This is a genomic window from Streptomyces sp. V4I23 (genome assembly GCF_030817975.1).
Classification (GTDB): Bacteria; Actinomycetota; Actinomycetes; order Streptomycetales; family Streptomycetaceae; genus Streptomyces.
The window spans coordinates 3,045,068-3,071,258 of the sequence record NZ_JAUSZW010000004.1 but is presented as its reverse complement, the minus strand read 5'-3'; the positions used below and the strand labels follow the sequence as shown (position 1 = coordinate 3,071,258).

Genomic DNA, 26,191 nt, shown 5'->3' with positions numbered 1-26,191 from the left:
CTCCTGCCGCCGTAGAACTGCGCGGCATCACCAAGCGCTTCCCCGGCGTCGTCGCCAACCACGACATCGACATCACGATCCGCCAGGGCACCGTGCACGCCCTGGTCGGTGAGAACGGTGCCGGCAAGTCGACCCTGATGAAGATCCTCTACGGCATGCAGAAGCCGGACGAGGGCACCATCACCGTCGGCGGCGACCAGGTCACCTTCTCGAGCCCCGCCGACGCCATCGCACTGGGCATCGGCATGGTGCACCAGCACTTCATGCTGGCCGACAACCTCACCGTCCTGGAGAACGTCGTTCTCGGCGGCGAGAAGCTGTACGGCATCGGTGCCAAGGCCCGGAAGAAGATCCAGGAGATCTCCGACGCGTACGGCCTCGGCGTGCGTCCCGACGTCCTCGTCGAGCAGCTCGGCGTCGCCGACCGCCAGCGCGTCGAGATCCTCAAGGTCCTCTACCGCGGCGCCCGCACACTGATCCTCGACGAGCCGACCGCCGTGCTCGTCCCGCAGGAGGTCGACGCGCTCTTCGACAACCTGCGCGAACTCAAGTCCGAGGGCCTGACCGTCATCTTCATCTCGCACAAGCTGGGCGAGGTGCTGTCGGTCGCCGACGAGATCACGGTCATCCGCCGCGGTACGACGGTCGGCACCGCGGACCCGAGGAGCACCACGCCCAAGCAGCTCGCCGAGCTGATGGTCGGCAGCGAGCTGCCGTCGCCGGAGACCCGCGAGTCGACGGTCACGGACGTGCCGATGCTCAAGGTCGAGGACCTCAGGCTCACGGCCACCGACCCCGACGGCGTGGTCCGCGAGGTCCTCGCCGGGATCGGATTCACCATCCACAAGGGCGAAGTCATGGGCATCGCCGGTGTGGAGGGCAACGGCCAGACCGAGCTCATCGAGGCCCTGATGGGCCTGCGAGACCCCGACGCCGGTGTCGTCACGCTCGACGGCGCCGACATCTCGCACGCGGCCACCCGCAAGCGCCGCGAGGGCGGCATCGGCTACATCCCGGAGGACCGGCACCGGCACGGCCTGCTGCTGGAGTCGCCGCTGTGGGAGAACCGCATCCTCGGCCATGTGACGGAGAAGCCGAACAGCAAGAAGGGGCTGCTCGACCTCAAGGCCGCCCGCCAGGACACCGAGCGCATCGTGCGCGAGTACGACGTGCGCACGCCGGGCATCGAGGTCACCGCCGCCTCCCTGTCCGGCGGCAACCAGCAGAAGCTGATCGTCGGCCGCGAGATGAGCCACGCGCCGAAGCTGCTGATCGCCGCGCACCCCACCCGTGGTGTGGACGTCGGCGCGCAGGCGCAGATCTGGGACCAGATCCGCGAGGCGCGCCACGAGGGCCTGGCCGTGCTGCTGATCTCCGCCGACCTGGACGAGCTGATCGGGCTCTCCGACACCCTGCGGGTGATGTACCGCGGCCGTCTGGTCGCCGACGCCGACCCCGCCACGATCACCCCGGAGGAGTTGGGCTCCGCCATGACCGGTGCCGCGTCCGGACACCTCGAGCACGACGAGAACGGTGAGAGCCGATGAAGAAGTTCGACAAGGACCGGCTGATCCTGGGCCTGGCCGGCCCGGCGCTCGCCCTGGTCGTGGCCTTCCTGCTCAGCTCCGTGGTGCTGCTGCTCTCCGACCTCAGCCCGGTCGAGCCGTACCGGCTGATGGTCGACCAGATCGAGTTCACGGACGTCCAGGTCCTGATCGTCAACCAGACCGGCATCTACTACCTGGCAGCCCTGGCCGTCGCCATCGGCTTCCGGATGAATCTGTTCAACATCGGCGTCGACGGCCAGTACCGCCTCGCGGTCATGCTCGCCGCCGTCGTCGGTGCCGCGGTGGAACTGCCCGGTCCGCTGCACGTCCTGCTGATCGTGCTCGTCGCCATGGCCGTCGGCGCCTTCTGGGCCGGCATCGCGGGCGTCCTCAAGACCACCCGCGGGGTGAGCGAGGTCGTCTCCACGATCATGCTCAACGCCATCGCGACCAGCCTGATCGCCTGGATGATCCTGCCGGCGAACCTCGGTGTGCGCCCGGAGGGCTCCAACGACCTGAACACCGGAATCATCGCCGAGTCCGGCTGGTTCCCCGGCCTGGCGCTGGACGGCGGCACCATCTACGGCTTCACCTTCGTCGCCTTCGCGCTCGGCATCGTCTACTGGTTCGTGCTGAATCGCACCCGCTTCGGTTTCGACCTGCGCGCCACCGGCGCCAGTGAGTCAGCCGCCCAGGCGAGCGGTGTGGACGCCAAGAAGATGGTCCTCACCGCCATGCTCATCTCCGGTGCCATGGCGGGACTGGCCGGTATGCCGATGCTGCTGGGCCAGACCCACACGTACAGCCTGAGCTTCCCCGTCGGTGTCGGTTTCACCGCCATCGGCATCGCCCTGCTCGGCCGCAACAATCCGATCGGCATCTTCTTCGCCTCACTGCTCTTCGCCTTCCTGGACAAGACGGCGGAAGGCATCGGCCTGGAGGGTTACCCGAAGGAGATCGCGCTGATCATGCAGGGCCTGATCGTGATCGCGGTCGTCGTGTCCTACGAACTGGTCCGTCAGTACGGGCTCCGCCGTCAGCAGCAGAAGGTCGGCGAGGAGCTTGCCGCGCAGGCCCGGAAGAAGAAGGAGGTGGCGGCATGAGCGAGTCGACGAGCACCGTCTCCATGGCGAGCACCGCGCCCAAGAAGGGCGGCGGCCGCCGCAAGCTGTCCCTGCCCGTCATCCTGCTGATCATCGCAGGCGGACTCGCCCTGTTCTCGCTGGTGCGGGTCATCAGCGGTGCGAACGACCTCACCTCCGTCGGCCAGGTCTCCGGCGCGCTCCAGCTCGCCGTGCCGATCGGCCTCGCCGGACTCGGCGGACTGTGGGCCGAGCGGGCCGGCGTCATCAACATCGGTCTCGAGGGCATGATGATCCTCGGCACCTGGTTCGGTGCCTGGGCGGGCTACCAGTGGGGCCCGTGGACCGGTGTGCTGCTCGGCATCGTCGGCGGTGCGCTCGGCGGTCTGCTGCACGCGGTGATGACGGTGACCTTCAAGGTCAACCACATCGTCTCCGGTGTCGCCATCACCATCCTGGCCACCGGCCTCACCCGCTACCTGTCGAACTTCACCTTCGCCGAGACCGAGGGCGGTTCCTCCAAGCAGTCGCCGCGCATCGACGCCATCGAGCGCATCACGGTCCCGGGGCTCTCCGACGCCTTGGGCGACCTCCAGGCCAAGCACTGGTTCTTCGTGTCCGACCTGGCCGGCGTCCTCGGCGGCCTGGTCACCAACCTGTCGCTGCTGACCGTCGTCGCGCTGCTGCTCGTCCCCGGCACCTGGTGGGTGCTGTGGCGCACCAGCTTCGGTCTGCGGCTGCGCTCCTGCGGTGAGAACCCGGTCGCCGCCGAGTCGCTCGGCGTCAACGTCTACAAGTACAAGTACATCGCCGTGATCGTCTCCGGCGGACTGGCCGGCCTCGGTGGCGCGTTCCTCGCGATCATCACCGGCATCTACCAGGAGGGCCAGACCGGCGGCCGCGGCTACATCGGTCTCGCCGCGATGATCTTCGGCAACTGGATGCCGGGCGGAATGGCACTGGGCGCGGGCCTGTTCGGCTTCACCGACAGCCTCAAGCTGCGCGGCGGCGCGGAGAACGTCCACGCGATGCTGCTGCTGCTCGCCATCCTGCTGCTGATCGCGGTGTTCTGGCTGCTCTACAAGAAGAAGTACGTCCAGGCCGTGGTCTCTGCGGCGTTCTCCGCGCTGCTGTTCACCTGGTACGCGTTGACGGACGAGCTGCCCAGCCAGTTCGTCGACGCCGCGCCGTATGTCGCCACGCTGCTCGTGCTGGCGGTGTCCGCACAGCGGCTGCGCATGCCCAGGGCCAACGGTCAGCCGTACTTCAGGGGCCAGGGCAAGTGACGGCGGCCGACGGCTTCGACTGGGAGGCTCTGCGGGTGCTGGCGCGCGAGGCGATGTCGCACGCGTACGCCCCGTACTCGGGCTTCCCGGTCGGGGTGGCGGCCCTCGTCGACGACGGCCGCACGGTCACGGGCTGCAACGTCGAGAACGCCTCGTACGGGCTCGGGCTGTGCGCCGAGTGCGGGCTGGTCTCGCAGCTGCAGGCGACCGGCGGCGGCCGGCTCACGCACTTCACGTGTGTGGACGGCGAGGGCGCGCTGCTCGTGCCGTGCGGCCGCTGCCGTCAGCTGCTGTACGAGTTCGGCGGACCGGAGTTGCTGCTGGACACGCCGGCGGGTGTCCTGCCGCTCTCCGAGATGCTGCCGCATGCCTTCGGCCCCGGCCATCTGCCGTAACCCCTTTGTTCCCCGCGGCCCTTCTGCTCCGGTGGGAGGGCCGCTCCCCTACCCTTGCTCTGTGCGTCTGGAGCCGACTCGGCCGCGTGGAGCGACTCTGGAGGAATGCCATGGACGTCATCTCCGTCATCCGCACCAAGCGGGACCGGGGCGAGCTGAGCGACGAGCAGATCGACTGGGTCATCGACGCGTACACGCGCGGCGAGGTCGCCGACGAGCAGATGTCGGCGCTCGCCATGGCCATCCTGCTGAACGGCATGAACCGCACGGAGATCGCCCGCTGGACCGCCGCGATGATCGCCAGCGGTGAGCGCATGGACTTCTCCTCGCTGAGCCGCCCGACCGCCGACAAGCACTCCACCGGCGGCGTCGGCGACAAGATCACGCTCCCGCTCGCCCCGCTGGTCGCCGCGTGCGGCGCGGCCGTGCCGCAGCTGTCCGGCCGCGGCCTCGGTCACACCGGCGGCACGCTCGACAAGCTGGAGTCCGTCCCCGGCTGGCGCGCGCTGCTGTCCAACGAGGAGATGCTGCACGTCCTCGACACCACCGGCGCCGTCATCTGCGCGGCGGGCGACGGGCTCGCCCCCGCGGACAAGAAGCTCTACGCGCTGCGGGACGTCACCGGCACCGTCGAGGCGATCCCGCTGATCGCGTCCTCGATCATGTCGAAGAAGATCGCCGAGGGCACCGGCTCGCTCGTCCTGGACGTGAAGGTCGGCACCGGCGCGTTCATGAAGAACATCGAGGACGCCCGCGAACTGGCCTCCACCATGGTGGCACTGGGCACCGACAGCGGGGTGAAGACCGTGGCGCTGCTCACCGACATGTCCACCCCGCTCGGCCTCACCGCGGGCAACGCCCTCGAAGTCCGCGAGTCCGTCGAGGTCCTGGCCGGCGGCGGCCCCGCCGACGTCGTCGAGCTCACCCTGGCGCTCGCGCGCGAGATGCTCGACGCGGCCGGCATCAAGGACGCCGACCCGGCGAAGGCGCTGGCCGACGGCTCCGCCATGGACGTGTGGCGCCGGATGATCGCGGCCCAGGGCGGCGACCCGGACGCCATCCTGCCGGTCGCTCGCGAGCAGCACGTCGTCACGGCCCCGTCCTCGGGCGTCCTGACCCGCCTGGACGCGTACGACGTCGGCATCGCCGCCTGGCGCCTGGGCGCTGGCCGCGCGCGCAAGGAGGACCCGGTCCAGGCCGGCGCGGGTGTCGAGATGCACGCCAAGCCGGGCGACACGGTGACGGCGGGCCAGCCGCTGCTGACGCTCCACACGGACACGCCGGAGAAGTTCGACTACGCGCTGAAGTCCCTGGAGGGCGCCTACGACATCGCCCCGGCGGGCACGGAGTTCACGGCGACCCCGATCGTCCTGGACCGCATCGCCTGAGCCCGGGGAGCCACCGGCGCCCGGCAGGGGGCGAGTCCGCGCGGGCCGAGGCGATGAGTTCCCGCCGCGGCGCCGGTCATCCCCGTGTGGACGCCATGCAGCCGATCGTCATGCGCATCGCCGGGAGGGTCGCCCCCGGCGATGCGCCACGTCTGTGCGAAGAGTTGAGCGCTCTCCTGATGGACCTCGGCACGACGGCGTCCTCCCCCGGAACGGCGCGGGAAGACGACCCGGCGCCGGCCGGCAGCGCAGCGGCGGCGGACACCGTGCCGGACCCGGGCACGGCGGCTGGAGCCGGTGCGGCGCGGCGCTGCCAGGCCGAGGTGGTGTGCGACGTCGGCGGGCTCGCCCAGACGAGCCTCGCCGTCGTCGACGCCCTCGCCCGCCTCCAGCTCACCGCCCGCCGCCATGGCACCCGCATACGCGTGCGGAACGCCCCGCCCGACCTGGTGGCCCTGCTCGGCCTCGTCGGGCTGATGGAGCTGGGCGAAGTCGCCTAGAGCCGCCCCGGCCCCGCCCCGTCGGCCCTAGACGCTGTCCGCCGCCTCCTCGACCGGTGCCCCGGACTTGTCCAGCCGCGCCGGCAGGTCGAACAGCGGGAACCAGCGCTTGGTGTCCAGGAAGAAGTCCATCCCGCCGACCTTGCCGTCCCGCAGCTCCAGGACGATCAGGGCCCACGGCTCGTAGCCCTCGCCGTCCTGGCTCGGGTGGTAGTGCGCGAACGCCGGGACGCCGTTCGCCACGGTCGGGACGAGCCGGGAGCCGCGGCAGACCTCGCCGACGCCCAGCATCCAGCCCACGATGTCGTCGTGCCCGCGCAGCCACAGGTCGTACGGCGGCATGGACATCGTCGCGTCCTCGTGGAGCAGCGCCGTCAGGGCCTTCATGTCGTACCCCTCGAAGGCCGCGACATAGCGGTTCAGCAGGTCCTGCTGCTCCTCGTCGAGCGGGGCCGCCGCGTCCGCAGCCGTCGGCTCCTGCTCGGCGAGCGTGGCGCGGGCGCGCTGGAGGGCGCTGTTCACCGAGGCCACCGTGGTGCCCAGCAGCTCGGCCACCTCGCTCGCCTTCCAGGCCAGCACCTCGCGCAGGATCAGCACGGCACGCTGCTTGGGCGGCAGGTGCTGGAGCGCCGCGACGAACGCCAGCCGGATCGTCTCCCGCTCCACGGCCGTCTCCGCCGGGTCCACGACCGACGGCAGCACGCGCCCGTCCGGCACCGGCTCCAGCCAGGTGATCTCCGGACGGGCGTTGAGCCGGGCCTGGGTGACCGGGGTGGGGCCGGTCAGGTCCATCGGCCGCGCGCGACGGTTGCCCGCGTTGAGCATGTCCAGGCAGACGTTGGTCGCGATGCGGTAGAGCCAGGAGCGCAGTGAGGAGCGACCCTCGAACTTCTCGATGTTCCGCCAGGCGCGGACCATGGTGTCCTGGACCGCGTCCTCGGCCTCGAAGGACGAGCCCAGCATGCGGTAGCAGTAGCCGGTCAGCTCCCTGCGGTGCTGCTCCAGCCGTGCGTCGAGATCCTGCGTAGCGAGGTCACTCATCGGTCCACCCTGTCACCCATCGGCACCAGCGGTTCGAAAGCTACCGCAGCCCACTGACAATCAGGCCCGAGCCGGTGAATCCGGGAGCGGCCGGGCCGCTCCCGTGGGACCGTGGAGGGGCGTGTGACCGACGGGCTCAGGTGCCGGGCTTGCGCCCGTACACGTAGACGTCGTCGCCGTTCTTCAACAGGTTCCAGTATGCCTTCGCGTCCGCGGAGCGCATGTTCACGCAGCCGCCGGAGCCGGGCGGGTTCCACATGGACTTCGTCGTGGAGTGGAACGCCTGTCCGCCGTCGAAGAACTGGGAGTACGGCATCCGCACGTTGTAGAGCGTCGACCAGTGGTTGATGTTGCGCCAGTAGATCTTCTTCGCGCCGGTGCGGGTCTCGGTGCCGTTCTTGCCTGTGCGCACCGGCACCGGGCCGTACTTGAGCGTCCGGCCGTCCTGGATCCAGCTGAGCTGCCGGGTCAGGTCGACGCACGCGATCCGGCCCTTGTCGGTCGGGCACTTGCCCGCCTTGTTCGGGTTGTTCCCCGCCGCACGCTGCGCGAGCATCGTGTTCATCGTGCGCCAGGTGATCGGGCCCGCGTAACCGATCGTGGGCGTGATGCCGTGCTTGGCCTGGAAGGCGCGGATCGCCTGGCAGTCGGTTGCCGACTGGCGCCCGTCGACCGGGCGGCCGAGGAACTTCTCGACCTGCTTCTGGTACGGACCCGTCGACGTGGTGCACGACGCGGCGTGCGCGGTGCCGCTGCCGAGCGCCACGCCGAGCGGGAGCAGCATGCCGGTCAGCCCGAGCAGCACTCCCGTACGTCCTATTCTGCCCCTCATGTCCCCCAACTCCCCTTCGCATCCCTTCCGGTGAGGATGGTCTGCCGGTTGAGACACGCGAAGGGGAGCGGTAGTTGCACGGACGGGGGACGTATTCGCGACGTATTCCGGGCGTGATTCCGGCGCGCGAGTCGGGTGCGCGCCCGATGTGCGCGTTTCTGGCGCGTACTCTCTGTGCGCTCAGTCGAACGCCGCCCGCAGCCTGGCGCGTGAGCTCTCGATGTGCCGCCGCATGGCCGCCTCCGCGGCCTCGGGGTCGCCCGCCGTGATCGCGTCGGTTACGGCGCCGTGCTCGTCGATCGCCGCCGTGCCGACGTACGTCTGGTAGAAGAGCCGGAAGATGTGCAGGTGGCAGTTGGTGCGCTCGAATGCCGGCGGCATGTTGTCGTTCCCGGACAGCTCCGCCACGAGCACATGGAAGCGGTGGTCGTGCGTCGCGACCGCCTTGTAGTCCGCGTACTCGCCGCCTTCGGGTACATCGGTGCACGTCGCGAGCTCGGCGCGCAGGCTCCGATGGCCCTCGGGGCCGCAGCGCTCCGCGGCGCGTGCGGCGGACCACGGCTCGATGAGCAGCCGGAATTCGAAGAGGTCCTCGAACTGGGCGCGTGAGATGAGCGGGGCGACGAAGAAGCCCCGCAGTGACTCCTTCACGACCAGGCCGTCCGCCTCCAGGTGTGCGAGGGCTTCACGCAAGGGGGTCTGGGACACCCCCAGTTCGCGGGAGAGCGCGTACACGTTCACGCGGGCGCCGGGTTCGATGACGTGATCCATGATCATCGCCTTGAGCGCCTCGTGGACGTCGTCGGCCAGGTTCTGCCGGGCGGGCAGCCGTACGGCCGCCGCTACGGGGTCACGCGTCACGACTCACCTCCACCACTGGCCGGGGCCCTCCCCGGTCCCGGCGAAATCTTCGCACGCGATGGGTTGACGGGGTCCCGTCACCGTGCCAACCTTCCTGCAGAATCCTACAGGATCGTGAATCGAGAATTTCCGGTGCGTTACCGCGCCCCGAAGCTCGGGACTCCCCACTCTGCGCGCGCGTCTCTCTTCCTGTCTGTGTCCATGTACGGCCGGCCGCCCCGGACCGGTCCAGGAGGTGCGTCACCGATGACCGCCCCGCACGCCCCCGCCAACCCTCCGAAGAGCACAGCCCGTCCGGCCGCCGCGGCGACGGCTGCGCCTGCCGGCGCGACCCGCGTCCGCTGGCTGATCGTCTGGCTCGCCTTCGGCGGCCTCACGATCAACTACCTCGACCGCGCCAACCTCGGCGTCGCGCTCCCCTTCATCGGCGAGGACATCACCCTCACCAAGTTCCAGCAGGGCATGATCCTTGCCGCGTTCTTCTGGTCCTACGACTTCTGCCAACTCGTCGCCGGTTGGTACGTCGACCGCGTAGGCCCACGGCGTACCTTCACCACCGCCTCGATCTGGTGGTCGGTGTTCACCATGCTCACGGCGGCCGCGCAGAACTTCGCGTCACTGTTCGGCGCGCGCCTCGCGCTCGGCGCCGGCGAGAGCCCCGCGCCCTCCACCAGCGCCAAGGTGGTATCCCGCTGGTTCCCCCGGCACGAGCGCGGCCTCGCCACAGCAATCTGGGACTCGGGCTCACGAGTCGGCGGCGTTCTCGCACTGCCCCTCGTCACCGCGCTCGTCGCCCTCGCCGGATGGCGCGCCGCCTTCGTGGTCACCGGCGCGGTGGGCCTCGTCTGGGCGCTCGCGTGGTGGCGGCTGTACCGGGACCCTGAGGACCACCCGAAGGCCAACGAGGCCGAACGCGCGTACATCCGCGCAGGCGGCGCCCGCAGCGCCGACGCCGACAGCGACGCCGCGAGCAAACTGCGCTGGCGCGACCTGTTCGGCTACCGCACGGTGCGCGGCATGATGCTCGGCTTCTTCTGCCTCAACATGTGCATCTACTTCTTCATCACGTTCTTCCCGACCTACCTCGTCGAGGAGCGCGGCTTCACCCTCCTCAAGCTCGGGGTGTTCGGGGCCCTGCCCGGGATCTGCGCGGTGTTCGCCGCCTACGCCGGCGGCTGGTTCGCCGACCGGGCGATCAAGCGTGGTGCCGACGTCACCCGGGTGCGCAAGACGGTCATCATCAGCGGCATGCTGGGCGGTTCCGTCATCGGGCTCGCCGTCCTCGTCCCGGCGGCCTGGATGGCCCTGGCCCTGCTGTCCGTCGCCTACTCGAGCCTCGCCTTCGCCGCCTCTGGCATCTGGTCCCTGCCCGCGGACGTCGCCCCCTCCGACCGGCACGTCGCGTCCGTCGGCGGCATCCAGAACTTCGCCTCCAACCTCGCCGGTATCGGCAGCCCGCTGCTCGTCGGCTACCTCGTCGACCGCACCGGCTCCTTCGTCATCCCGCTGCTCGTCGTCTCGGCCTTCGCGGTCCTCGGGGCCCTGTCGTACGCATTCGTCGTCCAGCGCGCCGAACCGCTGCCCGTCCGCCCGCGCGCGTGACGCGTTCTCGCCTCTGCTCCGAACCCCGGTGGGGCGCGGCGCACACCGCGGCGCCCCACCGGCCGACCCCGAGGACCCCGGAGTGAACACACAGCTTCTCGAGCACGTCGCCTTCCGGCTCCAGCCCGGCGACGACGTGTACGTCGCACGCAAGGACATCGCCCCCGGCACCTACACGGACCCGAGCGGCCGCCCCATGACCGTCGCCGCGCCCGTACCGGCCGGGCACAAGCTGGCCGCCCGTGCCCTCGACGAGGGCACGGCGGTCCGCAAGTACGGCCAGGTCATCGGCTTCACCTCCCGGCCCGTCACGGCCGGCGACCATGTCCACACCCACAACCTCGCGTTCCGCGCCTTCGACCGGGACCACCGGACCGGTGCCGACGCCCGGCCGACCGCGTACGTCCCAGCTGGTGAGCGCGCCACCTTCGACGGATACGTACGCGCCGACGGGCGCGTGGGCACCCGCAACTACCTTGCCGTCCTCACCACCGTGAACTGTTCCGCCACCGCGGCCCGGGCCATCGCCCGGCAGGTAGAGACCTCCGGCATCCTCAGCCGGTATCCCGGTGTCGACGGAGTCGTCGCCCTCACCCACACCGCGGGCTGCGGCACCGGCGGCCCCGGGAACGAAGGCTTCGACATCCTGCGCCGCACCCTCACCGGTTACGCGCAGCATCCCAACATCGCCGGGCTGCTCGTCCTCGGCCTCGGCTGCGAGGTCAACCAGGTCCGCGACCTGGCAGGCGGCTGGCCCCGGACCCTCGACCGGCCCGTACGCACGATGACCGTGCAGGAGATCGGTGGCACGCGGCGCACCGTGGCCGCCGGGGTCGCGGCGATCGAGGAGATGCTTCCGGCAGCCGCGGCGCTGCGCCGGGTGCCTGTTCCGGCGAGCGAACTCCTCCTCGCCATGGAGTGCGGCGGTTCCGACGCCTGGTCCGGGGTGACGGCCAATCCCGCCCTGGGTGCGGCCGCCGACCTGCTCGTCCGGCACGGCGGCACGGCCGTGTTCGGTGAGACGACGGAGATCTACGGCGCCGAGCACCTGCTCACGCGGCGGGCCGTCAGCTCCGAGGTCGGCGACAAGCTGATCGAACGCATCCGCTGGTGGGAGATGCACGTCCAGGGCGACGGCAGCTCGATCGACAACAACCCCTCGCCCGGCAACAAGGCCGGGGGCCTCACCACCATCCTGGAGAAGTCCCTCGGCGCCGTCGCCAAGGGCGGCACCACCGCCCTGTGCGACGTCGTGCGCTACGCCGAGCGCATCACCGGCCGCGGACTGGTCTTCATGGACACTCCCGGCTACGACCCGGTCAACGCCACGGGCATGGTCGCGGGCGGTGCCACCGTGCTGTGCTTCACCACCGGCCGCGGTTCCGCCTTCGGGTGCAAGCCGACCCCCAGCATCAAACTGGCCACCAACACCGACCTGTTCAGGCGGATGCCCGACGACATGGACCTCGACTGCGGGCCGGTCGCGGACGGGACGTACAGCGTTCAGGAGATGGGCCGGAAGATCTTCGATCTGATCCTCGACGTCGCCTCGGGCCGGCGCACCGCCAGTGAAGAACTCGGATACGGGGACGAGGAATTCGTTCCCTGGCAGCTCTCCACCGTCCTGTGAACCCCGCGGTACCTGTGAACTCACGGAGAAAGGAACGCACCGTGACCGATATCGACGACTCCACGGCCCCCGGACCCCTCATCGTCCGCTACGCCGACCGCGAGAGCGGCGACGTCCGCATCGGCGTGCGTACGGCGGGCAAGATCAGCCCGCTGCCCGGCCTCACACGCCTGTCCGACCTGCTCACCCTGCCGCTGGCGCAGATCAGGGACCGGGTGGAGTCCGCCGCAGCCCCCAGCGCCGACGAGCAGGACGTCCTCCTGCTGCCACCCGCCGACGGCCGGATGGAGGTGTGGGCGTCCGGCGTGACATACGAACGATCCCGCGAGGCCCGCGTGGAGGAGAGCACCCAGGCCACCGTGTACGAGCAGGTCTACGAGGCCGAACGGCCGGAACTGTTCTTCAAGTCCGTGCCCTGGCGCGTCGTCACCGACCGCGAGCCCATCGGAGTCCGCAGCGACTCGGCCGTGGACGTCCCCGAGCCCGAGCTCGCCGTCGTGGCCAACGCGCACGCCGAGATCGTCGGCTACACCGTCTGCAACGACGTCAGCTCCCGGCAGATCGAGGGCGACAACCCCCTCTACCTTCCGCAGGCCAAGATCTACGCCGGCAGCTGCGCCCTCGCCGCCGGGATCCGGCCCGCCTGGCTCGTCGACGACCCCCACGACCTGGACATCTCCCTGACCGTCGACCGCGGCGGACACGTCCTGTACTCGGGCACCACGTCGACGCGCCGCATGCACCGCAGGATCGAGTCCCTTGTGGAGTGGCTGTTCCGCGCAGACCACTTCCCGGAGGGCGTCGTGCTCGCCACCGGGACGGGCCTCGTACCCGGCCTCGAGATGACGCTGCGCCGCGGCGACGAAGTCCGCATCGAGATCTCCTGGGTGGGCTCGCTCACCAACCCGGTCGTGGAAGGCAAGGCGGCCATGGATTGGCTGCTGTCCCCGGACACCGTCCGGAGCAGGGAGAACGGACGATGACGACCATCACCACGTGCCCGGACACCACCGCACCGGGCGTGGACGCGGCCGCCCGCGACGCCGCCGGCGTGGCCCATGCTCTCGCCGCGCTCGGCCCCGACGCCCGCGCGGGCATGCTGCGCACCGTGGCCGACGCACTCGACGACGCCTCAGAGGAACTGGTCGGGCTGGCCCACGAGGAAACCGGCCTGACCACCGACCGGCTGAGCTCCGAACTTCTGCGCACGACAGGGCAGTTGCGCATGTTCGCCGACACCGTCCTCGAAGGGTCCCACCTGGACGCAGTCATCGACACCGCGGTGGTCCCGCCACCGGGCTCCGGGGGTCCGCCGCGCCCGGACCTGCGCCGCATGATGGTGCCGCTGGGCCCCGTCCTCGTCTTCGCGGCGAGCAACTTCCCCTTCGCCTTCAGTGTCGCCGGCGGTGACACGGCCTCGGCGCTGGCCGCCGGCTGCCCGGTCGTGGTCAAGGCCCACCCCGGACACCCCCGGCTCTCGGCAAGGACGGCGCACCACGTCACGGCGGCGCTCGGCACGGCGGGCGCGCCGCACGGGACGTTCGCGCTGATCGCCGGCCTCGACGCAGGGCGCAGGGCACTTCAGGACCCGCACATCAAGGCTGCGGCGTTCACCGGATCCACCCGCGCCGGGCGGGCCCTCTCCGACCTGGCCTCGGCCCGGCCGGAGCCCATCCCCTTCTACGGGGAACTCGGGAGCATCAATCCCGTGTTCGTCACCGAGCGGGCGGTCGCGGCCCGCGGCGAACGCCTCGTCGAGGAGTACGTGGCCTCCTTCACCCAGGGCGCCGGCCAGTTCTGCACCAAACCCGGCCTGCTCCTCCTGCCCGCCGGGCACGGACTCGATCAGCAGCTCGCCGACGCCGTCGCGCGCGTTGTACCGGCGCGCATGGTCAGCGAGTCCGTTCACGCCGGGTACACCACGGGGCTGCGGCGGCTGTCCGAGGTTCCCGGCGTCCGCACGCTCCACGGCGGCGCGCCCGCACCGGAACCGGCCGCCGCCCCGGCTCTGCTGTCCGTGCCGCTCGCCGTACTCCGCGCCCACGCGGCCGAGCTGCTGACCGAGTGCTTCGGGCCGATGTCGTTCGTGGTCGAGTACGAGGACGAGGCCGACCTCGCACCCTTCGCCGCTGAGCTGCCCGGACAGCTCACCGCCGCCCTCCACGCCGAGAACGGCGAGGCCGGGCGCCTCGCCGCGCTCGCCGGGGTGCTCGTCGAGCGGGCGGGCCGACTCGTGTGGAACGGTTGGCCGACCGGCGTGGCCGTGACCTGGTCGATGCACCACGGCGGACCGTGGCCCGCGACGACCGCCCCGCTGCACACCTCGGTGGGAGCCACCGCGGTCCGGCGGTTCATGCGGCCGGTCTGCCACCAGTCCGCCCCGCAGGAGGCGCTGCCGCCGGCGCTGCGCGACCGCAACGTGCTCGGGATACCCCGTCGCGTCAACGGCCGCCTCGGCACCGGCGACGTAGGCACCTGATCCGGCAGGCGCTCCGGATCAGTGCGCCGCGGCCGGGTTCAGCGCCCGCTCCTGGGCCCGCGCCGCGTGCGTCCCGTACAGCGTGACCGACACGACGCCGAACACCGCCAGGAGCCCGAGGGCCACCGTGCCGGACCAGCCGCCGGCGTGGAAGGCGATGGCGCCGAGGGTGCCGCCCGCGCTGCTGCCCAGGTAGTACGCGGACTGGTACAGCGCCGACGCCTGGGCGCGGCCCGTCTTCGCCGTACGGCTCACCGAGGACGACGCGACGGCGTGGCCGGCGAAGAACCCGGCGGTGATCAGGACCAGGCCGAGCAGCACGGCGGCCAGCGCATCGGCGAGCGAGAGCAGCAGACCGGCGGCCGTCGTGGTGACCGCGAGGTACAGCGCGCCGCGCCGGCCCAGCCGCGCGACCAGCTTCCCGGCGGCCGCGGACGAGACCGTGCCGACAAGGTAGACCAGGAAGATCGAGCCGATCACGCCCTGGGGGAGGTCGAACGGAGCCTCCACCAGCCGGTAGCCGATCACCGTGTAGACCGCGCCGAAGACGGTCATGAAGAGCGCGCCGATCGCGTACAGCCGCATCAGCAGCGGGTCGGCCAGGTGGCCGCGGACCGTCCTCGCCAGGGCGAGGGGGCTGAGGGAACCCGGCGTGAAGTGCCGTGCCCGGGGGAGCAGCGCCCGGAAGACGAGCGCGCACGCCAGTGCCATCAGGCCCACCGCGGCGAGCGCGACCCGCCAGTCCGCGAGCTGGGCCACCCAGCCGGTGAGGATGCGGCCGCTCATGCCGCCGATGCTGTTGCCCGCGACGAACAGGCCGATCGCCGCCACCAGCGCCTTGGGCCTGACCTCCTCCGCGAGGTACGCCATCGCCGAGGCCGGCAGTCCCGCCAGTGCCGCGCCCTGCAGGGCGCGCAGCGCCACCAGCCACTCCAGGTTCGGCGCGAACGGCACCAGCAGCCCCAGGACGACCGCCACCGCGAGCGACACGGTCATGACCGTGCGCCGGCCGAAGCGCTCGGACAGGGCGCTCAGCGGCAGGACACACAGGGCCAGCGCGCCCGTCGCGGCGGACACCGTCCAGCTGGCGGCGCCGGCGGTCACGCCGAAGTCGGCGGAGACGGCGGGGAGCAGTGCCTGCGTGGAGTAGAGCAGGGCGAAGGTCGCCATTCCGGCGGCGAAGAGCGCGAAGCTCATGCGGCGGTAGCCGGGCGCGCCGGGGGAGAGCCTGGTGTCGGTGACGGGGGACGGCGAGGCGGCGCCCACGGTGGTGGGCGCCTTGGTACTGGCAGGAGGCATATGTCGAAGGTAGGCCGCTCCTTTTCATGCGTCCAATGCATGAAACTGCGATAATCGTTCCCATGGCGCATGACCACAGTTCAGGGGCTCGCCTGTCACGAGGCAGTTACGAAGAAGACATCGCGCTGCTGCTCGCGCCACGGCTCGCGTACTTCGCGGGGGTCGCGCGGGAGGAGCATGTGACACGGGCCGCGCAGGAGATGGGCGTGCCCCAGTCGACGCTCTCACGCGCCATGGTCCGGCTCGAACAGGACCTGGGAGTCACGCTGTTCGCGCGCAAGGGCCGCACGGTGTCGCTGACCCCGGCCGGCCGCGCCTTCCTCACCTCGGCGGAACGGGCGCTGTCCGAGATCGAGCGGGCGGCCGAGGCGGTCCGGGCGGACGCCGACCCGCGCGCGGGCAAGGTCGCCTTCGGATTCCTCCACACGATGGGCTCCGAAACGGTGCCGGGCCTGATCCGCGCCTTCCGCGCCGACCACCCCGGGATCCGCTTCACCCTGGTCCAGAACTACGGCGAGGCCATGATCGAACGGCTCCGGGCCGGCGAACTCGACCTGTGCCTGACCTCGCCGGTCCCGGACGCACCCGACCTGGTCGCGCGCCGCCTCGACGAACAGCGCCTGCGGCTGGTCGTCCCCGACGACCACCGCCTGGCCGCGCGCAGGCGCGTCCGCCTGGCGGAGGCCGCGGACGAAGCCTTCGTCACGCTCGAACCGGGCTACGGGCTGCGCCGCATCACCGACGACCTGTGCGCGCAGGCGGGCTTCACGCCGCGCGTCGCGTTCGAGGGGGAGGAGGCGGAGACGCTGCGCGGACTGGTGGCGGCGGGCCTGGGAGTCGCCCTCCTCCCGCCGCCCGCGGTGGCCCGCCCGGGCGTCGTCGAACTGACGGTCACGGCGCCGAGGGCGGTCCGCGAGATCGGCGTGGCGTGGCTGGACGGCCACCCGGACACGCCACCGGTGGCAGCGTTCAAACGCTTCCTGCTCTCCCGCCGCGGCAACGTGCTGGCGTAGCCCGGGGGGCTTTCCCCCACCCCGCCCATTCCCGTGACTGGGGGCTCCGCCCCCAGCCCCCTCGGGCGGCACGGGTGCTGCCGCCCCACGCCGCCGGGCCTCCCGCGGTCAGGACTCCTCGCCGGGCAGAGGCTTCGAGTGTCCTCCTGCCTCCGGCTGCGGCAGCTTCGCGCCGCGGTGATGCCCCTTCCCGTAACTGGGGCTACGCGGCCAGACCTCGCGGGGGCGGAGGCCACCGGGGGCCGCCGCCCCCGGCCCCTGCCTACGCGCCCGTGCTGGGCAGTTGGGGACTTGCCCGAGACCGGCAGTGGTCACCGGGCCCGGTGGGGGCTACCTGTCATGACCAAGCGGGGCCCACCTCGCGCACTCTTTTCAGGGCTGCCAGGCAGCGGGCGTCGGGCGGTTTGGGAGGTCTCCTACGGCGTGACCTTGTCTTTCCCGCCGAGGCGGGAATAGGCTGCAGCTAGTCAAGGTCTTTGACTATCAAAGCTGTGACGAAACCGTGGGCGGGGTGACCGCCCCTGCACAGGAGACCCCCCATGAGCGAGAACCTCCCCGGAACCAGCCGCTTCCACGAGCCTCTGACCCGCGACAACGCCGCCCTGCTGCTCGTCGATCACCAGATCGGTCTGCTCACCGGCGTGCGCGACATCGGCGTCGCCACGCTCAAGCACAACGTCGCAGCCCTGGCCAAGGCCGCACAGGTGCTGGACATCCCCACCGTGGTGACCACCACCGGGGCGGACGGCCTGTGGGGGCCACTGGTACCGGAGCTGGCCGAGGTGCTCCCGGCGGACCTTGCGGTGGTCGACCGCAGCACGGTCAACGCCTGGGACGACCCGCGCGTCCGCCATGCCGTCGAGGCCACCGGCCGCAAGAAGCTGATCATCGCCGGTGTCTCCATCGAGGTCTGCCTCGCCTTCCCGGCGATCTCCGCCACGGCCGCCGGCTATGACGCCTACGCGGCCATCGACGCCTCCGGCACCTTCAGCGAGACCAAGCGCACGGCGGGTCTGCTGCGCATGCAGCAGGCGGGCGTCATCGTCACCGACTACGCGACCACGATGGTCGAGATCCTCGCCGACAACGCCGACCCGAAGGCCTACGAGGTCTATGGGGCGCTGGACATGCCGTTCGCCACGCTGGTCGGTCAGCTGTCCTCCGTGTACTCCAAGAACGGCTGACCCGTCCGGCCACCGAGCCGCTCCCGCGGCGCGCATCCCCCGTAACCGCACCGCAGGAGCTCACCGGGTGCCGGGCCCTGTCCCCCGCAGAGCCCGGCACCCCGCCTCACCGTCGAGGAGCGCTGAGGGGCTGGAGCAACAGCTCGATCGAGTATGTGTATAGTAAGGATCGTGACTGTCACGGATATGACCATTGCCCGGATGCTCCGGCAGTCGGTGGCGGACGACTGGCGCCGGGGGCTTGCGGTGGTGGCTCATCCGGACGACCTGGAGTTCGGGGCCTCGTCGGCGATCGCCCGTTGGGTCGCACAGGGCAAGACAGTGGTCGACCTGCTGGTCACACGTGGTGAGGCCGGAATCGAGTCCATGCCTCCCGACCGCACCGCCACGGTGCGGTCGGCCGAGCAGGTCGCCGCCGACGGCACGGTCGAGTACGGCATTGCGTTGCGCCGCGACCTCGCCCGCGTCATCCGCGGTCACCGCCCCGACGTGATCATCTCCAGTGCCGCCGGCGATCGCCTTCGAAGTGGTCCCGCTGTGAGGCGGGATCAGCGACCGGTGCCCTTCCGCGGCTCCCGCCTGCTGGCCGCGACCTCGTCGAACTGTGCCAGCTGCTGGGCGGTGATCTCCCGGAAGGCGCCCTTGAACACCGCGTACTTCCGCTCGCCGATCGCCTCTGCGTGCCGCTGCTCGATGGCGGCCATGATTGCGTCCGACTTCTCCATCTGGTCCCGGCCCCGGCGAGTGGGGACGACCAGCTTGGCCCGCCGGTCCCGGGGGTCGGGCCGGCGCTCCACGTACTCCAGGGCCTCCAGCTCGTCGATCAGGTTGCCGATGACCTGCTTATGAGTGCCCGACTGCCGGGACAGTTCCGTCGCCCGGGTGCCCTCCTCGTCGAGAAAGCCCAGCACGGCCCCGTGCTGTGGCCGTAGCTGAGGGTGCCCCTGCTGGGCCAGCGTCTCGAAGAGCTCCTTCTGGATCGAGAAGAGCAGGCGCGTGGACAGATTCCCGAGGTCCGGATCCTTTTGCTTCCGTTCGCTGCGCCGCACTACGGCACTCCCCTCGTAAGCGTTATTGACTGTCACCATCCGTAATAATAGTGGGCACAGAGGGGGTGGCCGGGGCCGCGGGCCGCGTTCCCTTGGCTGAGCGGACGACCGGCGGACGACTCGCCGACGGCTGGGTGCCGTCGGCGCCCTTTCTGCCGCCGCCGTGGCTCCCGGAAGCCCGTGCCCGGATCGACGACGCCGCCCGGTCGGCCGACCGGCCCGCGGAGGGCATCCGCCGCTTGTGCAACGTCAACGGGTACCTGCCGTCCGGGAGTGTGCCGCCCGTGAGCGGGGTGCCCGTCCCACGGCTTCGCGCTGACCGACTTCCTCGGCTCCTCCCGGCGCTGGACGCCACCCTCCGGACCGGAATACGATCGAGTTAGTAATAGTTGTGACTATCAATGGCTTTGACTAACCCGAGGAGTCGACATGAAGATCATCCGGAGGGTGGCCGCCCCCGTCATCGGTGCCCTTGCCGGTGCTGCGGCCGCCGGCGTGTTCCTGGGTGGGAACGCCACCGCCACGGAGAGCGACAGCCCCAACGATCGGTTCGCCATCCGCGAGGTGATAGACCGTCACCAGATGTCCATCGATCTCAGGGACGCCGACAGCTACGCCAACCTGTACGCCAAGGACGGTCACTACCGGAGCCCGTTCGGCTCCGCCGACGGCCGGAGCGAGATCAAGGCCATGTTCATCGACCTGGCCGAGAAGGGCTTCACCAAGGGCAAGCGGCACATGACCGGACCCGCCATGATCGAGGTCAACGGCACGACGGCCACCGCCCGTTCCTGGTACTGGGTCGCGGAGACCGAGACGGAGCACGCCGTCTACGCCACCGGCACCTACACCGACAAGCTCCGCAAGGTGAACGGCAAGTGGGAGATCGTCCAGCGCGTACAGACCCTGGACGAGCTTGCTCACCAGGGCCAGTGACTCCGCCGATCGGACCGCTCTGCCAGTCGCTCGCCCCCCGCTCGCGGAGTTGACCACCGTTGTCGCGCCGAGCTCTCCTCGGCGCGGTGACGGCCCTGCCGGTCGCCCGTCCCCTATCAGAGGTCGTCATGTCGCAGGAAGACCGAACCACTGCCCTTCCCCCGGTCTCGCCCACGGGCGACCGCCCGGACACCGGCCCGGGCAGCGGTCCGCCCGCCGGCCGTGTGGTTGCCGCGCTCTCCGTCGCGGTGCTGGCCTACGGGCTGCTGCAGACCCTGGTCGCTCCGGCCCTGCCCACGTTCCAGCGGCACTTCCGCGTGAGCGGCGACTGGGCCGCGTGGGTATTCACCCTCTACCTGCTCTCCGGCGCCGTGCTCACTCCGGTGCTCGCCCGCTTCGGTGACCGGCGCGGCAAGCGCCGCGTCCTGCTCGCCTCACTCGCCGTCTTCGGCGCCGGCACCGTGCTGGCGGCCCTCGCATGGAACTTCCCGGTCCTGCTCCTGGCGCGCGCGATGCAGGGCGCCGGAGCGGCCGCGCTTCCCCTGTCCTTCGGCCTCATCAGCGCCCTGCTTCCCCCGCGGCGGATCGGCCACGGCCTTGGGATGGTGTCCGCGATGATCGGCGCGGGCACCGGGCTGGGCTTCGTCATCGGCGGCCTCCTGATCGACCATGCGTCATGGAGGTGGATGTTCGCCGTGCTCGCCGGCGTCATCGCGGTGGCCTTCCTGCTGGTGGCCCGGTGGATCCCCGACGACACAGCGCGCCGGGAGGAACCCCAGGACGTGGCGGGCACCGTCCTGCTCTCGCTCGCCCTGGTGGCCCTCCTCCTCGCGATCACCCAGGGCTCGCACGCCGGATGGCTCTCCGCCCCGGTGCTCGGTCTCTTCGCTGCCGCTGCCGTGCTTCTGGCCGCCTTGGCGGTGGCCGAGAAGCGCACACCGCATCCCCTGCTCGAACCGAGCGTGTTCCTCGACCGGCCGATGCTGCTGACCCACTGCGCCGCGGCGCTCTTCTACGCCGCGGCTCTGATCTTCTTCCTCCTCGTGCCGACGCTCGCCCAGCTGCCGGCGCACGGGCCCGAAGGCGCCGCGTCCGGATTCGGTTTCACCGTCACCGCCGCCGGCCTGCTCATGCTACCCCTCGGCGCTGCTGCAGGTCCTGGTGGCACCCCTCGTACCGGTGCTGGAGCGGACATTCGGCCACCGCGCCCCCTTGCTCGGAGGGCTGCTGCTCATACTCGCCGGGAGCCTGGCGCTGGCACGCTGGCATGCCACGCCGGTCCAGGTGCTCGCCGATTCCGTACTGCTGGGAACGGGCGCCGCCCTCAGCTTCGCGGCACTGCCGTCGCTCGTGGTCCGCTTCGCGCCGGGACATGCGATAGCCACCGCCAACGGCCTCAACACCGTCGTCCGCACAGTCGGCGGTGTCATCGGGACCCAGGTCGCCATCGCGATCCTCAGCGCCCACTCGGTTGCCGGCTCGGCCCTGCCGGGCGAGGGGGCCTTCACCGTCGTGTTCGCGCTCGGGGCCGTCTTCGCGGCGGTCGGTGTGGCGGTGGTCCTGCTCCTGCCTCGCACTGTCACCACGCGTTGAAGCGTGCGGCGGCAGCGCGAATCGGCCGGCGAGCAGTCGTGATGAAACGAGGCTTCCTCGCATCGGCGAGGATCGAGTGGCGCCGACGTGGAGCAGCCCGGCCAGGCGAGGGCCTCAAAACACTTCGCCCCTGCTCGCCTCGCCCGGTACGGTCGCGAGAATGTTCTCACTGCGGGAGCCCAAGAGTTGCGCGTGCGGCCCCCCGGCAGTTCCCACCCCGAGAGTTGGTTTCGTCAATGGCATGCCGTATCAGTGAGCTCGTGCTCAAGTGCCGCGACCCCGAGGTGCTGGCGCGGTTCTGGTGCGAGGTCCTGGACTTCGTCGTGCTCGATCGCGAGGAGGAGGGCTGCATCGAGATAGGTCCGCGCGAAGGGTTCGGCGGCCCGCAGCCGACGATCTTCCTCATCCGCAGCGACGAGCCGAAGAACGGGTATGCCCGGCTGCACATCGACGTCAACGCCACCGACCGCGATCAGGACGCCGAGCTCGAACGCCTCCTGGCCGTCGGGGCCGAACTCATCGACATCGGTCAGCCCGCGGAGGCGTCCTGGCACGTCCTCGCCGATCCGGAAGGCAACGAGTTCTGCCTGCTCAAGCCCCGCCTCAACCCACTCTGACGGCCGCCTAGGCGCGCAAGGCGCGGCCGAAGCCCGCCGCCAACGGCATGCGCAGGCCCAGCGGCGGCGGAGCCGCCAGTGCGTCCGCCACCGGGCGCGCGTACGTCCGCGTGAACAGCGAGCCCCGCACGAAGTCCGCCGCCAGCGCCAGGACTTCCTCCTGGTACTGCCGCAGCGCGTGCCCGTCCGAGTGCACCTCGAAGCGGCACGTGTCCCGGTTCGACTTCTTCGCACGTTCCGCCAGCCGGTACGACAGCTCCGGATCCGTCGTCCGGTCGTTCGTGCCGTGCACGATCAGCACGTGGCGGCCCGCCAGCTGCTCCACCGGTTCCGGCGGCGCCGCCACGTCGTCCTCCGGAAGCCAAGGGGCCAGCGCCAGCACCGAGTTGACCGCCGGGTGGCCCGCCGCGTGCAGGGCCGCCCGGCCTCCCATGCCGTGTCCCGCCAGGCACACGGGAACGTCGCCGTACCGGCGTACGACCTCCTCCACCGCCCAGCTCGCGTCCGCCGCGAGCCGCGCGTCCGGTCCGTTCCAGCCGCGCGAGCGGTACCGCACCCAGTGCACGACCAGCCCCTCCGCGCGCCCCGCCCGCGCCAGCGCGCGGCCCAGCGGGAGCACCGCCGCGTACGACAGCGCCGACGCCCGGCGCTCCGACTCCGGCTCGCCGTCCGGGAGCAGCAGGACCACGCCCGCAACCGCCGCGTCCGCGCCGCCGCGTGCGCCGGAACGCCCCGGCAGCCGGCCGAGCCGGGCCTGCGCCGCTGTCCGTCCGGTGCGCTCCACTCGCCCAACCGCCGTCTCACGTAGGGCTGCCGACCCGACGCCCGGTCTGTCCGGACGCCCCCGCCACCGGGGCAGTGCGTGGTGTGCCATGGCCCAACAGTCTCAGAAGGCCAGGTGTACTCCACCCGTACGCGCGGTCACTGTTACGTATCGACGGGCCTCGCCGGGGGGCGCGCTCTACGCGCGTAGGGGCTAGAGTGCGCAGATGACGAGCCAGACCCTCAATTCGCCCACCCAGGACCAGATCCGCCGCGCGCCGAAGGTCCTGCTCCACGACCACCTCGACGGCGGTCTGCGCCCCGGCACGATCGTCGAACTCGCCCGCGACAGCGGCTACGGGGCCCTGCCCGAGACCGAGCCCGACAAGCTCGGCATCTGGTTCCGCGAGGCCGCCGACTCCGGTTCCCTGGAACGGTATCTGGAGACGTTCGCGCACACCTGCGCCGTCATGCAGACCCGCGACGCGCTCTTCCGCGTGGCCGCCGAGTGCGCCGAGGACCTGGCCGAGGACGGCGTCGTCTACGCCGAGGTCCGCTATGCCCCCGAGCAGCACCTGGAGGCCGGGCTCACCCTCGAGCAGGTCGTCGAGGCGGTCAACGCCGGCTTCCGGGAAGGCGAGCGCCGCGCCCGGGAGAGCGGCCACCGCATCCGCGTCGGGGCGCTGCTGACCGCGATGCGGCACGCCGCCCGCGCCCTGGAGATCGCCGAACTGGCGAACCGTTACCGCGACACGGGTGTCGTCGGTTTCGACATCGCGGGAGCCGAGGCCGGCTTCCCGCCCACCCGGCACCTGGACGCCTTCGAGTACCTCAAGCGCGAGAACAACCACTTCACCATCCACGCCGGCGAGGCTTTCGGGCTGCCGTCGATCTGGCAGGCGCTCCAGTGGTGCGGGGCCGACCGCCTCGGCCACGGGGTGCGCATCATCGACGACATCGAGGTGGCCGAGGACGGCTCCGTGAAGCTGGGCCGGCTCGCCGCGTACGTGCGGGACAAGCGCATCCCGCTGGAGATGTGCCCGACGTCCAACCTGCAGACCGGCGCGGCCGACTCGTACGCCGCCCACCCCATCGGCCTGCTGCGCCGACTGCATTTCCGGACCACGGTCAACACGGACAACCGTCTGATGAGCGGCACCAGCATGAGCCGCGAATTCGAGCTGCTGACCGAGGCGTTCGGATACACGCTCGACGACATGCAGTGGTTCACCGTCAATGCCATGAAGTCGGCATTCATTCCTTTCGATGAACGACTGGCGATGATCAACGATGTGATCAAGCCCGGCTACGCCGAGCTGAAATCCGAATGGCTGTTCCGGCAGACCGCCACAAGCGGGAACTGAGCGTCCGGCGGGCCCGCGGACACGCCTACACCGAAGCGGCCGGAAGCGTCAATATCCGGCCGCTTCGCGGTGTTTGCGGTGCCTGTGCCAAGCTGACTAGCTTGCGGAGCCGCTCATATTTCCGTCCCCAAGGAATTGTCTGAGATGAAGCATTCCGCAAAGACCCTCGGTGTCGCCGTCCTCGGCGCCGCCTTCGCCGCTGCAGGTGCGGGAACCGCCTCCGCCGCGCCCGCGCTGCCCGACACCACCGGCGCGCTGGGCGCCGTCTCCCAGCTCACGCCGCTCCAGGAGGTCGCCGCCAAGCTCCCGGCGGGCGCCCCGCAGTCCCTCGCCGGTGGCCAGGCCGCCCTGGCGAAGTCCACCGCCGTGCTGCCCGGCGCCCTCCAGCAGACGGCCGGCAAGGTGCTGGCGTCCGACGACGCGGCCGCGCCGGTCAGCGGCCTGATCGGCGGCCTGAAGACGGGCGAGCTGGGCGGCGGCCTGCTGCCCGGCGGACTCGCGGGCTGACGAACCGGCCGGCGTGCCGCGACGGCCGTCCGCGTGTGGGGCGTACACCCGGCCAGGGTGTGCGCCCCACGGCGTTCGTGCCGGAGGCACGGCCTATTTCCTGCCGACAGCGCCAGGCGTTCTCCAGGCCCTGCCCTCAGCCGGTCGGAACCAGCCCGAGCGTGATCGCGAGCGGCGGCGCGATCAGGCACCGTCCCGGCGTCGCACGGGCGACTGGGACGCTCCCCGTCGCCACGCGGGGACGGGGACGCCTCCGGCACGGGTCACCAGGCGGCGGCCGTCTTCTCCGACGGCAGCAGCAGCCACAGCGCCAGGTAGAGCAGGAACTGCGGTCCGGGCAGCAGGCACGAGACCACGAAGATCACGCGCATCGTCGTCGCGGACATGCCGAAGCGCCGGGCCAGCGCTGCGCACACTCCGCCGAGCATGCGGCCGTTACGGGGGCGGGCAAGTGCGGCCATGGTGGGCTCCTTCGCGAGACCGTCCGGGGAGCCTCTCGTCGTGCTCCCGATGTGTCCATGGTCGCGCCGCGAAGGGGGGCGAAGCGTCGCTCTACGGGGCGATCCCGACCCTGGGAATCGTCGGGGTCGCCCCCTGAGAGCCCTCGTCCCTGAGCGAGGCCCGGGGCTCCTGCCCGCGGCCGCCCTCACGGAGCGCGGACCCGCGGCCGGGGCGCAGCAGTCTGCGGCGCAGCCGCGCGCGGCCCGCCGGGACGACGGCGAGGTGCGCGAGCGCGACGCCGCAGGTGTTGAGCAGGATCGAGTCGATGTCGACGACCTGGCCCGGCACGCCGGTCTGGAGCAGTTCGATGCCGAGCGACAGGAGCACGCCGGCGGCGACCGTACGGGCCAGCGAGGCCAACGGGGAGACGGCCAGCCGCCCGCCGGCCATGGGCAGCAGCACGCCGAGCGGCGCGAGAAGGAGCAGGCCCCCGCCGATGTGCCGGGCCGCCGCCGACGGCCCCAGCGCCAGCGAGGCCTCGATGCCGGCGAACGGTTCCAGGTTCGCCGCGGTCACCCACAGCACGTCGCGCGGGCGCAGTGTCAGCCAGGCGACGAGCAGCAGATGGAGGAGGAGGAGCACGAGCCCCGCCGTGCGGAAGCGGATGGCGGCACGGCCGCTCGAACCTTGACGCTGCACGCCCCCCAAGACGCAGCCTCTCCCGGAAACGGTTCCGCACGACCCGGGATGCTCCGTGCGCCCGGACACAGATCGTGACCGGCG

25 protein-coding genes and 2 pseudogenes are annotated in these 26,191 nt (G+C 71.2%); 19 read left to right on the top strand and 8 right to left on the bottom strand.

Translation table 11 applies throughout. The features are described 5' to 3' along the window. The first annotated feature begins 17 nt into the window (after positions 1-17). The 6 genes from QFZ82_RS16020 (at position 18) to QFZ82_RS15995 (ending at position 6,198) form a co-directional block, all read left to right on the top strand. Entirely contained in the window at positions 18-1,547 is a 1,530-nt protein-coding gene (locus QFZ82_RS16020) for an ABC transporter ATP-binding protein (RefSeq protein WP_307717739.1), read from the top strand. Beyond that, entirely contained in the window at positions 1,544-2,650 is a 1,107-nt protein-coding gene (locus QFZ82_RS16015; protein ID WP_307713822.1) for an ABC transporter permease, read from the top strand. Before QFZ82_RS16020 ends, QFZ82_RS16015 begins: the two co-directional genes overlap by 4 nt. Continuing rightward, positions 2,647-3,915, top strand: coding sequence for an ABC transporter permease (locus QFZ82_RS16010; protein ID WP_307713821.1), 1,269 nt, complete (start codon positions 2,647-2,649; stop codon positions 3,913-3,915). The genes QFZ82_RS16015 and QFZ82_RS16010 overlap by 4 nt, the downstream gene beginning before the upstream one ends. Beyond that, positions 3,912-4,310 carry a cytidine deaminase gene (locus tag QFZ82_RS16005; protein ID WP_307713820.1) on the top strand — a complete coding sequence of 133 codons (399 nt, stop codon included), beginning with the start codon at positions 3,912-3,914 and terminating at the stop codon, positions 4,308-4,310. The genes QFZ82_RS16010 and QFZ82_RS16005 overlap by 4 nt, the downstream gene beginning before the upstream one ends. A gap of 110 nt (positions 4,311-4,420) precedes the next feature. Continuing rightward, the gene (locus QFZ82_RS16000) at positions 4,421-5,698 is read left to right on the top strand and encodes a thymidine phosphorylase (protein ID WP_307713819.1); all 1,278 of its coding nucleotides are present in this window, start codon (positions 4,421-4,423) and stop codon (positions 5,696-5,698) included. A gap of 95 nt (positions 5,699-5,793) precedes the next feature. Then, entirely contained in the window at positions 5,794-6,198 is a 405-nt protein-coding gene (locus tag QFZ82_RS15995; protein ID WP_307717738.1) for an STAS domain-containing protein, read from the top strand. 27 nt (positions 6,199-6,225) lie between these two features. Here QFZ82_RS15995 and QFZ82_RS15990 read toward each other — a convergent pair whose 3' ends face one another. From QFZ82_RS15990 to QFZ82_RS15980, 3 genes are all read right to left on the bottom strand, one after another. Beyond that, positions 6,226-7,239, bottom strand: coding sequence for a sigma-70 family RNA polymerase sigma factor (locus QFZ82_RS15990; RefSeq protein ID WP_307713818.1), 1,014 nt, complete (start codon positions 7,237-7,239; stop codon positions 6,226-6,228). Positions 7,240-7,375: 136 nt separating this feature from the next. Further along, entirely contained in the window at positions 7,376-8,023 is a 648-nt protein-coding gene (locus QFZ82_RS15985) for a L,D-transpeptidase family protein (RefSeq protein ID WP_307717737.1), read from the bottom strand. Positions 8,024-8,251: 228 nt separating this feature from the next. Next, a complete protein-coding gene (locus QFZ82_RS15980) occupies positions 8,252-8,932 on the bottom strand; it encodes a GntR family transcriptional regulator (protein WP_307713817.1) in 681 nt (226 codons plus the stop codon). A gap of 246 nt (positions 8,933-9,178) precedes the next feature. Here QFZ82_RS15980 and QFZ82_RS15975 point away from each other — a divergent pair, with 246 nt between their 5' ends. The 4 genes from QFZ82_RS15975 to QFZ82_RS15960 all read left to right on the top strand — a co-directional run bounded on the left by QFZ82_RS15975 (position 9,179) and on the right by QFZ82_RS15960 (position 14,643). Continuing rightward, a complete protein-coding gene (locus QFZ82_RS15975; RefSeq protein WP_307713816.1) occupies positions 9,179-10,534 on the top strand; it encodes an MFS transporter in 1,356 nt (451 codons plus the stop codon). 82 nt (positions 10,535-10,616) lie between these two features. Further along, on the top strand, positions 10,617-12,164 hold the full coding sequence (locus tag QFZ82_RS15970; protein WP_307713815.1) for a UxaA family hydrolase: 1,548 nt from the start codon (positions 10,617-10,619) through the stop codon (positions 12,162-12,164). Positions 12,165-12,205: 41 nt separating this feature from the next. Continuing rightward, positions 12,206-13,147: a fumarylacetoacetate hydrolase family protein gene (locus QFZ82_RS15965; RefSeq protein WP_307713814.1), complete on the top strand. Its 942-nt coding sequence runs from the start codon at positions 12,206-12,208 to the stop codon at positions 13,145-13,147. Then, positions 13,144-14,643: an aldehyde dehydrogenase (NADP(+)) gene (locus QFZ82_RS15960; RefSeq protein WP_307713813.1), complete on the top strand. Its 1,500-nt coding sequence runs from the start codon at positions 13,144-13,146 to the stop codon at positions 14,641-14,643. Before QFZ82_RS15965 ends, QFZ82_RS15960 begins: the two co-directional genes overlap by 4 nt. Before the next feature lie 18 nt (positions 14,644-14,661). Here QFZ82_RS15960 and QFZ82_RS15955 read toward each other — a convergent pair whose 3' ends face one another. Continuing rightward, positions 14,662-15,942, bottom strand: coding sequence for an MFS transporter (locus QFZ82_RS15955; RefSeq protein ID WP_307713812.1), 1,281 nt, complete (start codon positions 15,940-15,942; stop codon positions 14,662-14,664). 62 nt (positions 15,943-16,004) lie between these two features. Between QFZ82_RS15955 and QFZ82_RS15950 the strand changes: the two genes are divergently transcribed. From QFZ82_RS15950 to QFZ82_RS15940, 3 genes and pseudogenes are all read left to right on the top strand, one after another. Continuing rightward, positions 16,005-16,955 (top strand): LysR family transcriptional regulator, encoded by a 951-nt coding sequence (locus QFZ82_RS15950; protein ID WP_307713811.1) that lies wholly within the window; start codon positions 16,005-16,007, stop codon positions 16,953-16,955. Between the two features lie 539 nt (positions 16,956-17,494). Continuing rightward, on the top strand, positions 17,495-18,139 hold the full coding sequence (locus QFZ82_RS15945; RefSeq protein WP_307713810.1) for an isochorismatase family protein: 645 nt from the start codon (positions 17,495-17,497) through the stop codon (positions 18,137-18,139). A 153-nt stretch (positions 18,140-18,292) separates the two neighbouring features. After that, positions 18,293-18,544, top strand: a pseudogene (locus QFZ82_RS15940) (PIG-L deacetylase family protein); the annotation flags it as partial. A 143-nt stretch (positions 18,545-18,687) separates the two neighbouring features. Here QFZ82_RS15940 and QFZ82_RS15935 read toward each other — a convergent pair. Beyond that, entirely contained in the window at positions 18,688-19,188 is a 501-nt protein-coding gene (locus tag QFZ82_RS15935) for a MarR family winged helix-turn-helix transcriptional regulator (protein ID WP_307713809.1), read from the bottom strand. Between the two features lie 429 nt (positions 19,189-19,617). Here QFZ82_RS15935 and QFZ82_RS15930 point away from each other — a divergent pair, with 429 nt between their 5' ends. The 4 genes and pseudogenes from QFZ82_RS15930 to QFZ82_RS15910 all read left to right on the top strand — a co-directional run bounded on the left by QFZ82_RS15930 (position 19,618) and on the right by QFZ82_RS15910 (position 22,334). Then, positions 19,618-20,124, top strand: coding sequence for a nuclear transport factor 2 family protein (locus QFZ82_RS15930; protein ID WP_307713808.1), 507 nt, complete (start codon positions 19,618-19,620; stop codon positions 20,122-20,124). 128 nt (positions 20,125-20,252) lie between these two features. Beyond that, a pseudogene (locus tag QFZ82_RS39790) lies at positions 20,253-21,269 on the top strand (MFS transporter); the annotation flags it as partial. A 1-nt stretch (position 21,270) separates the two neighbouring features. Beyond that, complete coding sequence (locus QFZ82_RS15915) at positions 21,271-21,717, top strand: MFS transporter (RefSeq protein ID WP_307717736.1); 447 nt, start codon at positions 21,271-21,273, stop codon at positions 21,715-21,717. A gap of 236 nt (positions 21,718-21,953) precedes the next feature. After that, positions 21,954-22,334, top strand: coding sequence for a VOC family protein (locus QFZ82_RS15910; protein WP_307713805.1), 381 nt, complete (start codon positions 21,954-21,956; stop codon positions 22,332-22,334). A gap of 7 nt (positions 22,335-22,341) precedes the next feature. Here the strand turns inward: QFZ82_RS15910 and QFZ82_RS15905 are convergent, their stop codons facing one another. Continuing rightward, a complete protein-coding gene (locus QFZ82_RS15905) occupies positions 22,342-23,073 on the bottom strand; it encodes an alpha/beta hydrolase (protein ID WP_307717735.1) in 732 nt (243 codons plus the stop codon). 250 nt (positions 23,074-23,323) lie between these two features. Between QFZ82_RS15905 and QFZ82_RS15900 the strand changes: the two genes are divergently transcribed. Then, positions 23,324-24,460, top strand: a complete 1,137-nt coding sequence (locus QFZ82_RS15900; protein WP_307713804.1) for an adenosine deaminase — start codon at positions 23,324-23,326, stop codon at positions 24,458-24,460. A 144-nt stretch (positions 24,461-24,604) separates the two neighbouring features. Next, positions 24,605-24,967 (top strand): ATP-binding protein, encoded by a 363-nt coding sequence (locus QFZ82_RS15895; protein WP_307713803.1) that lies wholly within the window; start codon positions 24,605-24,607, stop codon positions 24,965-24,967. 263 nt (positions 24,968-25,230) lie between these two features. Here QFZ82_RS15895 and QFZ82_RS15890 read toward each other — a convergent pair whose 3' ends face one another. Both QFZ82_RS15890 and QFZ82_RS15885 read right to left on the bottom strand, forming a co-directional pair. Beyond that, positions 25,231-25,428, bottom strand: coding sequence for a PspC domain-containing protein (locus QFZ82_RS15890; protein WP_177152072.1), 198 nt, complete (start codon positions 25,426-25,428; stop codon positions 25,231-25,233). A 91-nt stretch (positions 25,429-25,519) separates the two neighbouring features. Then, entirely contained in the window at positions 25,520-26,107 is a 588-nt protein-coding gene (locus QFZ82_RS15885) for a VanZ family protein (RefSeq protein ID WP_307713802.1), read from the bottom strand. Positions 26,108-26,191 lie beyond the last annotated feature (84 nt).

What these genes read in the sequence shown, in the direction of transcription:
- QFZ82_RS16015 (WP_307713822.1), top strand. Translation starts at nt 1,544, where the DNA reads ATGAAGAAGTTCGACAAGGACCGGCTGATCCTGGGCCTGGCCGGCCCG.
- QFZ82_RS16010 (WP_307713821.1), top strand. Translation starts at nt 2,647, where the DNA reads ATGAGCGAGTCGACGAGCACCGTCTCCATGGCGAGCACCGCGCCCAAG.
- QFZ82_RS16000 (WP_307713819.1), top strand. Translation starts at nt 4,421, where the DNA reads ATGGACGTCATCTCCGTCATCCGCACCAAGCGGGACCGGGGCGAGCTG.
- QFZ82_RS15995 (WP_307717738.1), top strand. Translation starts at nt 5,794, where the DNA reads ATGCAGCCGATCGTCATGCGCATCGCCGGGAGGGTCGCCCCCGGCGAT.
- QFZ82_RS15990 (WP_307713818.1), bottom strand. Translation starts at nt 7,239, where the DNA reads ATGAGTGACCTCGCTACGCAGGATCTCGACGCACGGCTGGAGCAGCAC.
- QFZ82_RS15985 (WP_307717737.1), bottom strand. Translation starts at nt 8,023, where the DNA reads ATGCTGCTCCCGCTCGGCGTGGCGCTCGGCAGCGGCACCGCGCACGCC.
- QFZ82_RS15975 (WP_307713816.1), top strand. Translation starts at nt 9,179, where the DNA reads ATGACCGCCCCGCACGCCCCCGCCAACCCTCCGAAGAGCACAGCCCGT.
- QFZ82_RS15960 (WP_307713813.1), top strand. Translation starts at nt 13,144, where the DNA reads ATGACGACCATCACCACGTGCCCGGACACCACCGCACCGGGCGTGGAC.
- QFZ82_RS15955 (WP_307713812.1), bottom strand. Translation starts at nt 15,942, where the DNA reads ATGCCTCCTGCCAGTACCAAGGCGCCCACCACCGTGGGCGCCGCCTCG.
- QFZ82_RS15950 (WP_307713811.1), top strand. Translation starts at nt 16,005, where the DNA reads ATGGCGCATGACCACAGTTCAGGGGCTCGCCTGTCACGAGGCAGTTAC.
- QFZ82_RS15945 (WP_307713810.1), top strand. Translation starts at nt 17,495, where the DNA reads ATGAGCGAGAACCTCCCCGGAACCAGCCGCTTCCACGAGCCTCTGACC.
- QFZ82_RS15930 (WP_307713808.1), top strand. Translation starts at nt 19,618, where the DNA reads ATGAAGATCATCCGGAGGGTGGCCGCCCCCGTCATCGGTGCCCTTGCC.
- QFZ82_RS15910 (WP_307713805.1), top strand. Translation starts at nt 21,954, where the DNA reads ATGGCATGCCGTATCAGTGAGCTCGTGCTCAAGTGCCGCGACCCCGAG.
- QFZ82_RS15900 (WP_307713804.1), top strand. Translation starts at nt 23,324, where the DNA reads ATGACGAGCCAGACCCTCAATTCGCCCACCCAGGACCAGATCCGCCGC.
- QFZ82_RS15895 (WP_307713803.1), top strand. Translation starts at nt 24,605, where the DNA reads ATGAAGCATTCCGCAAAGACCCTCGGTGTCGCCGTCCTCGGCGCCGCC.
- QFZ82_RS15890 (WP_177152072.1), bottom strand. Translation starts at nt 25,428, where the DNA reads ATGGCCGCACTTGCCCGCCCCCGTAACGGCCGCATGCTCGGCGGAGTG.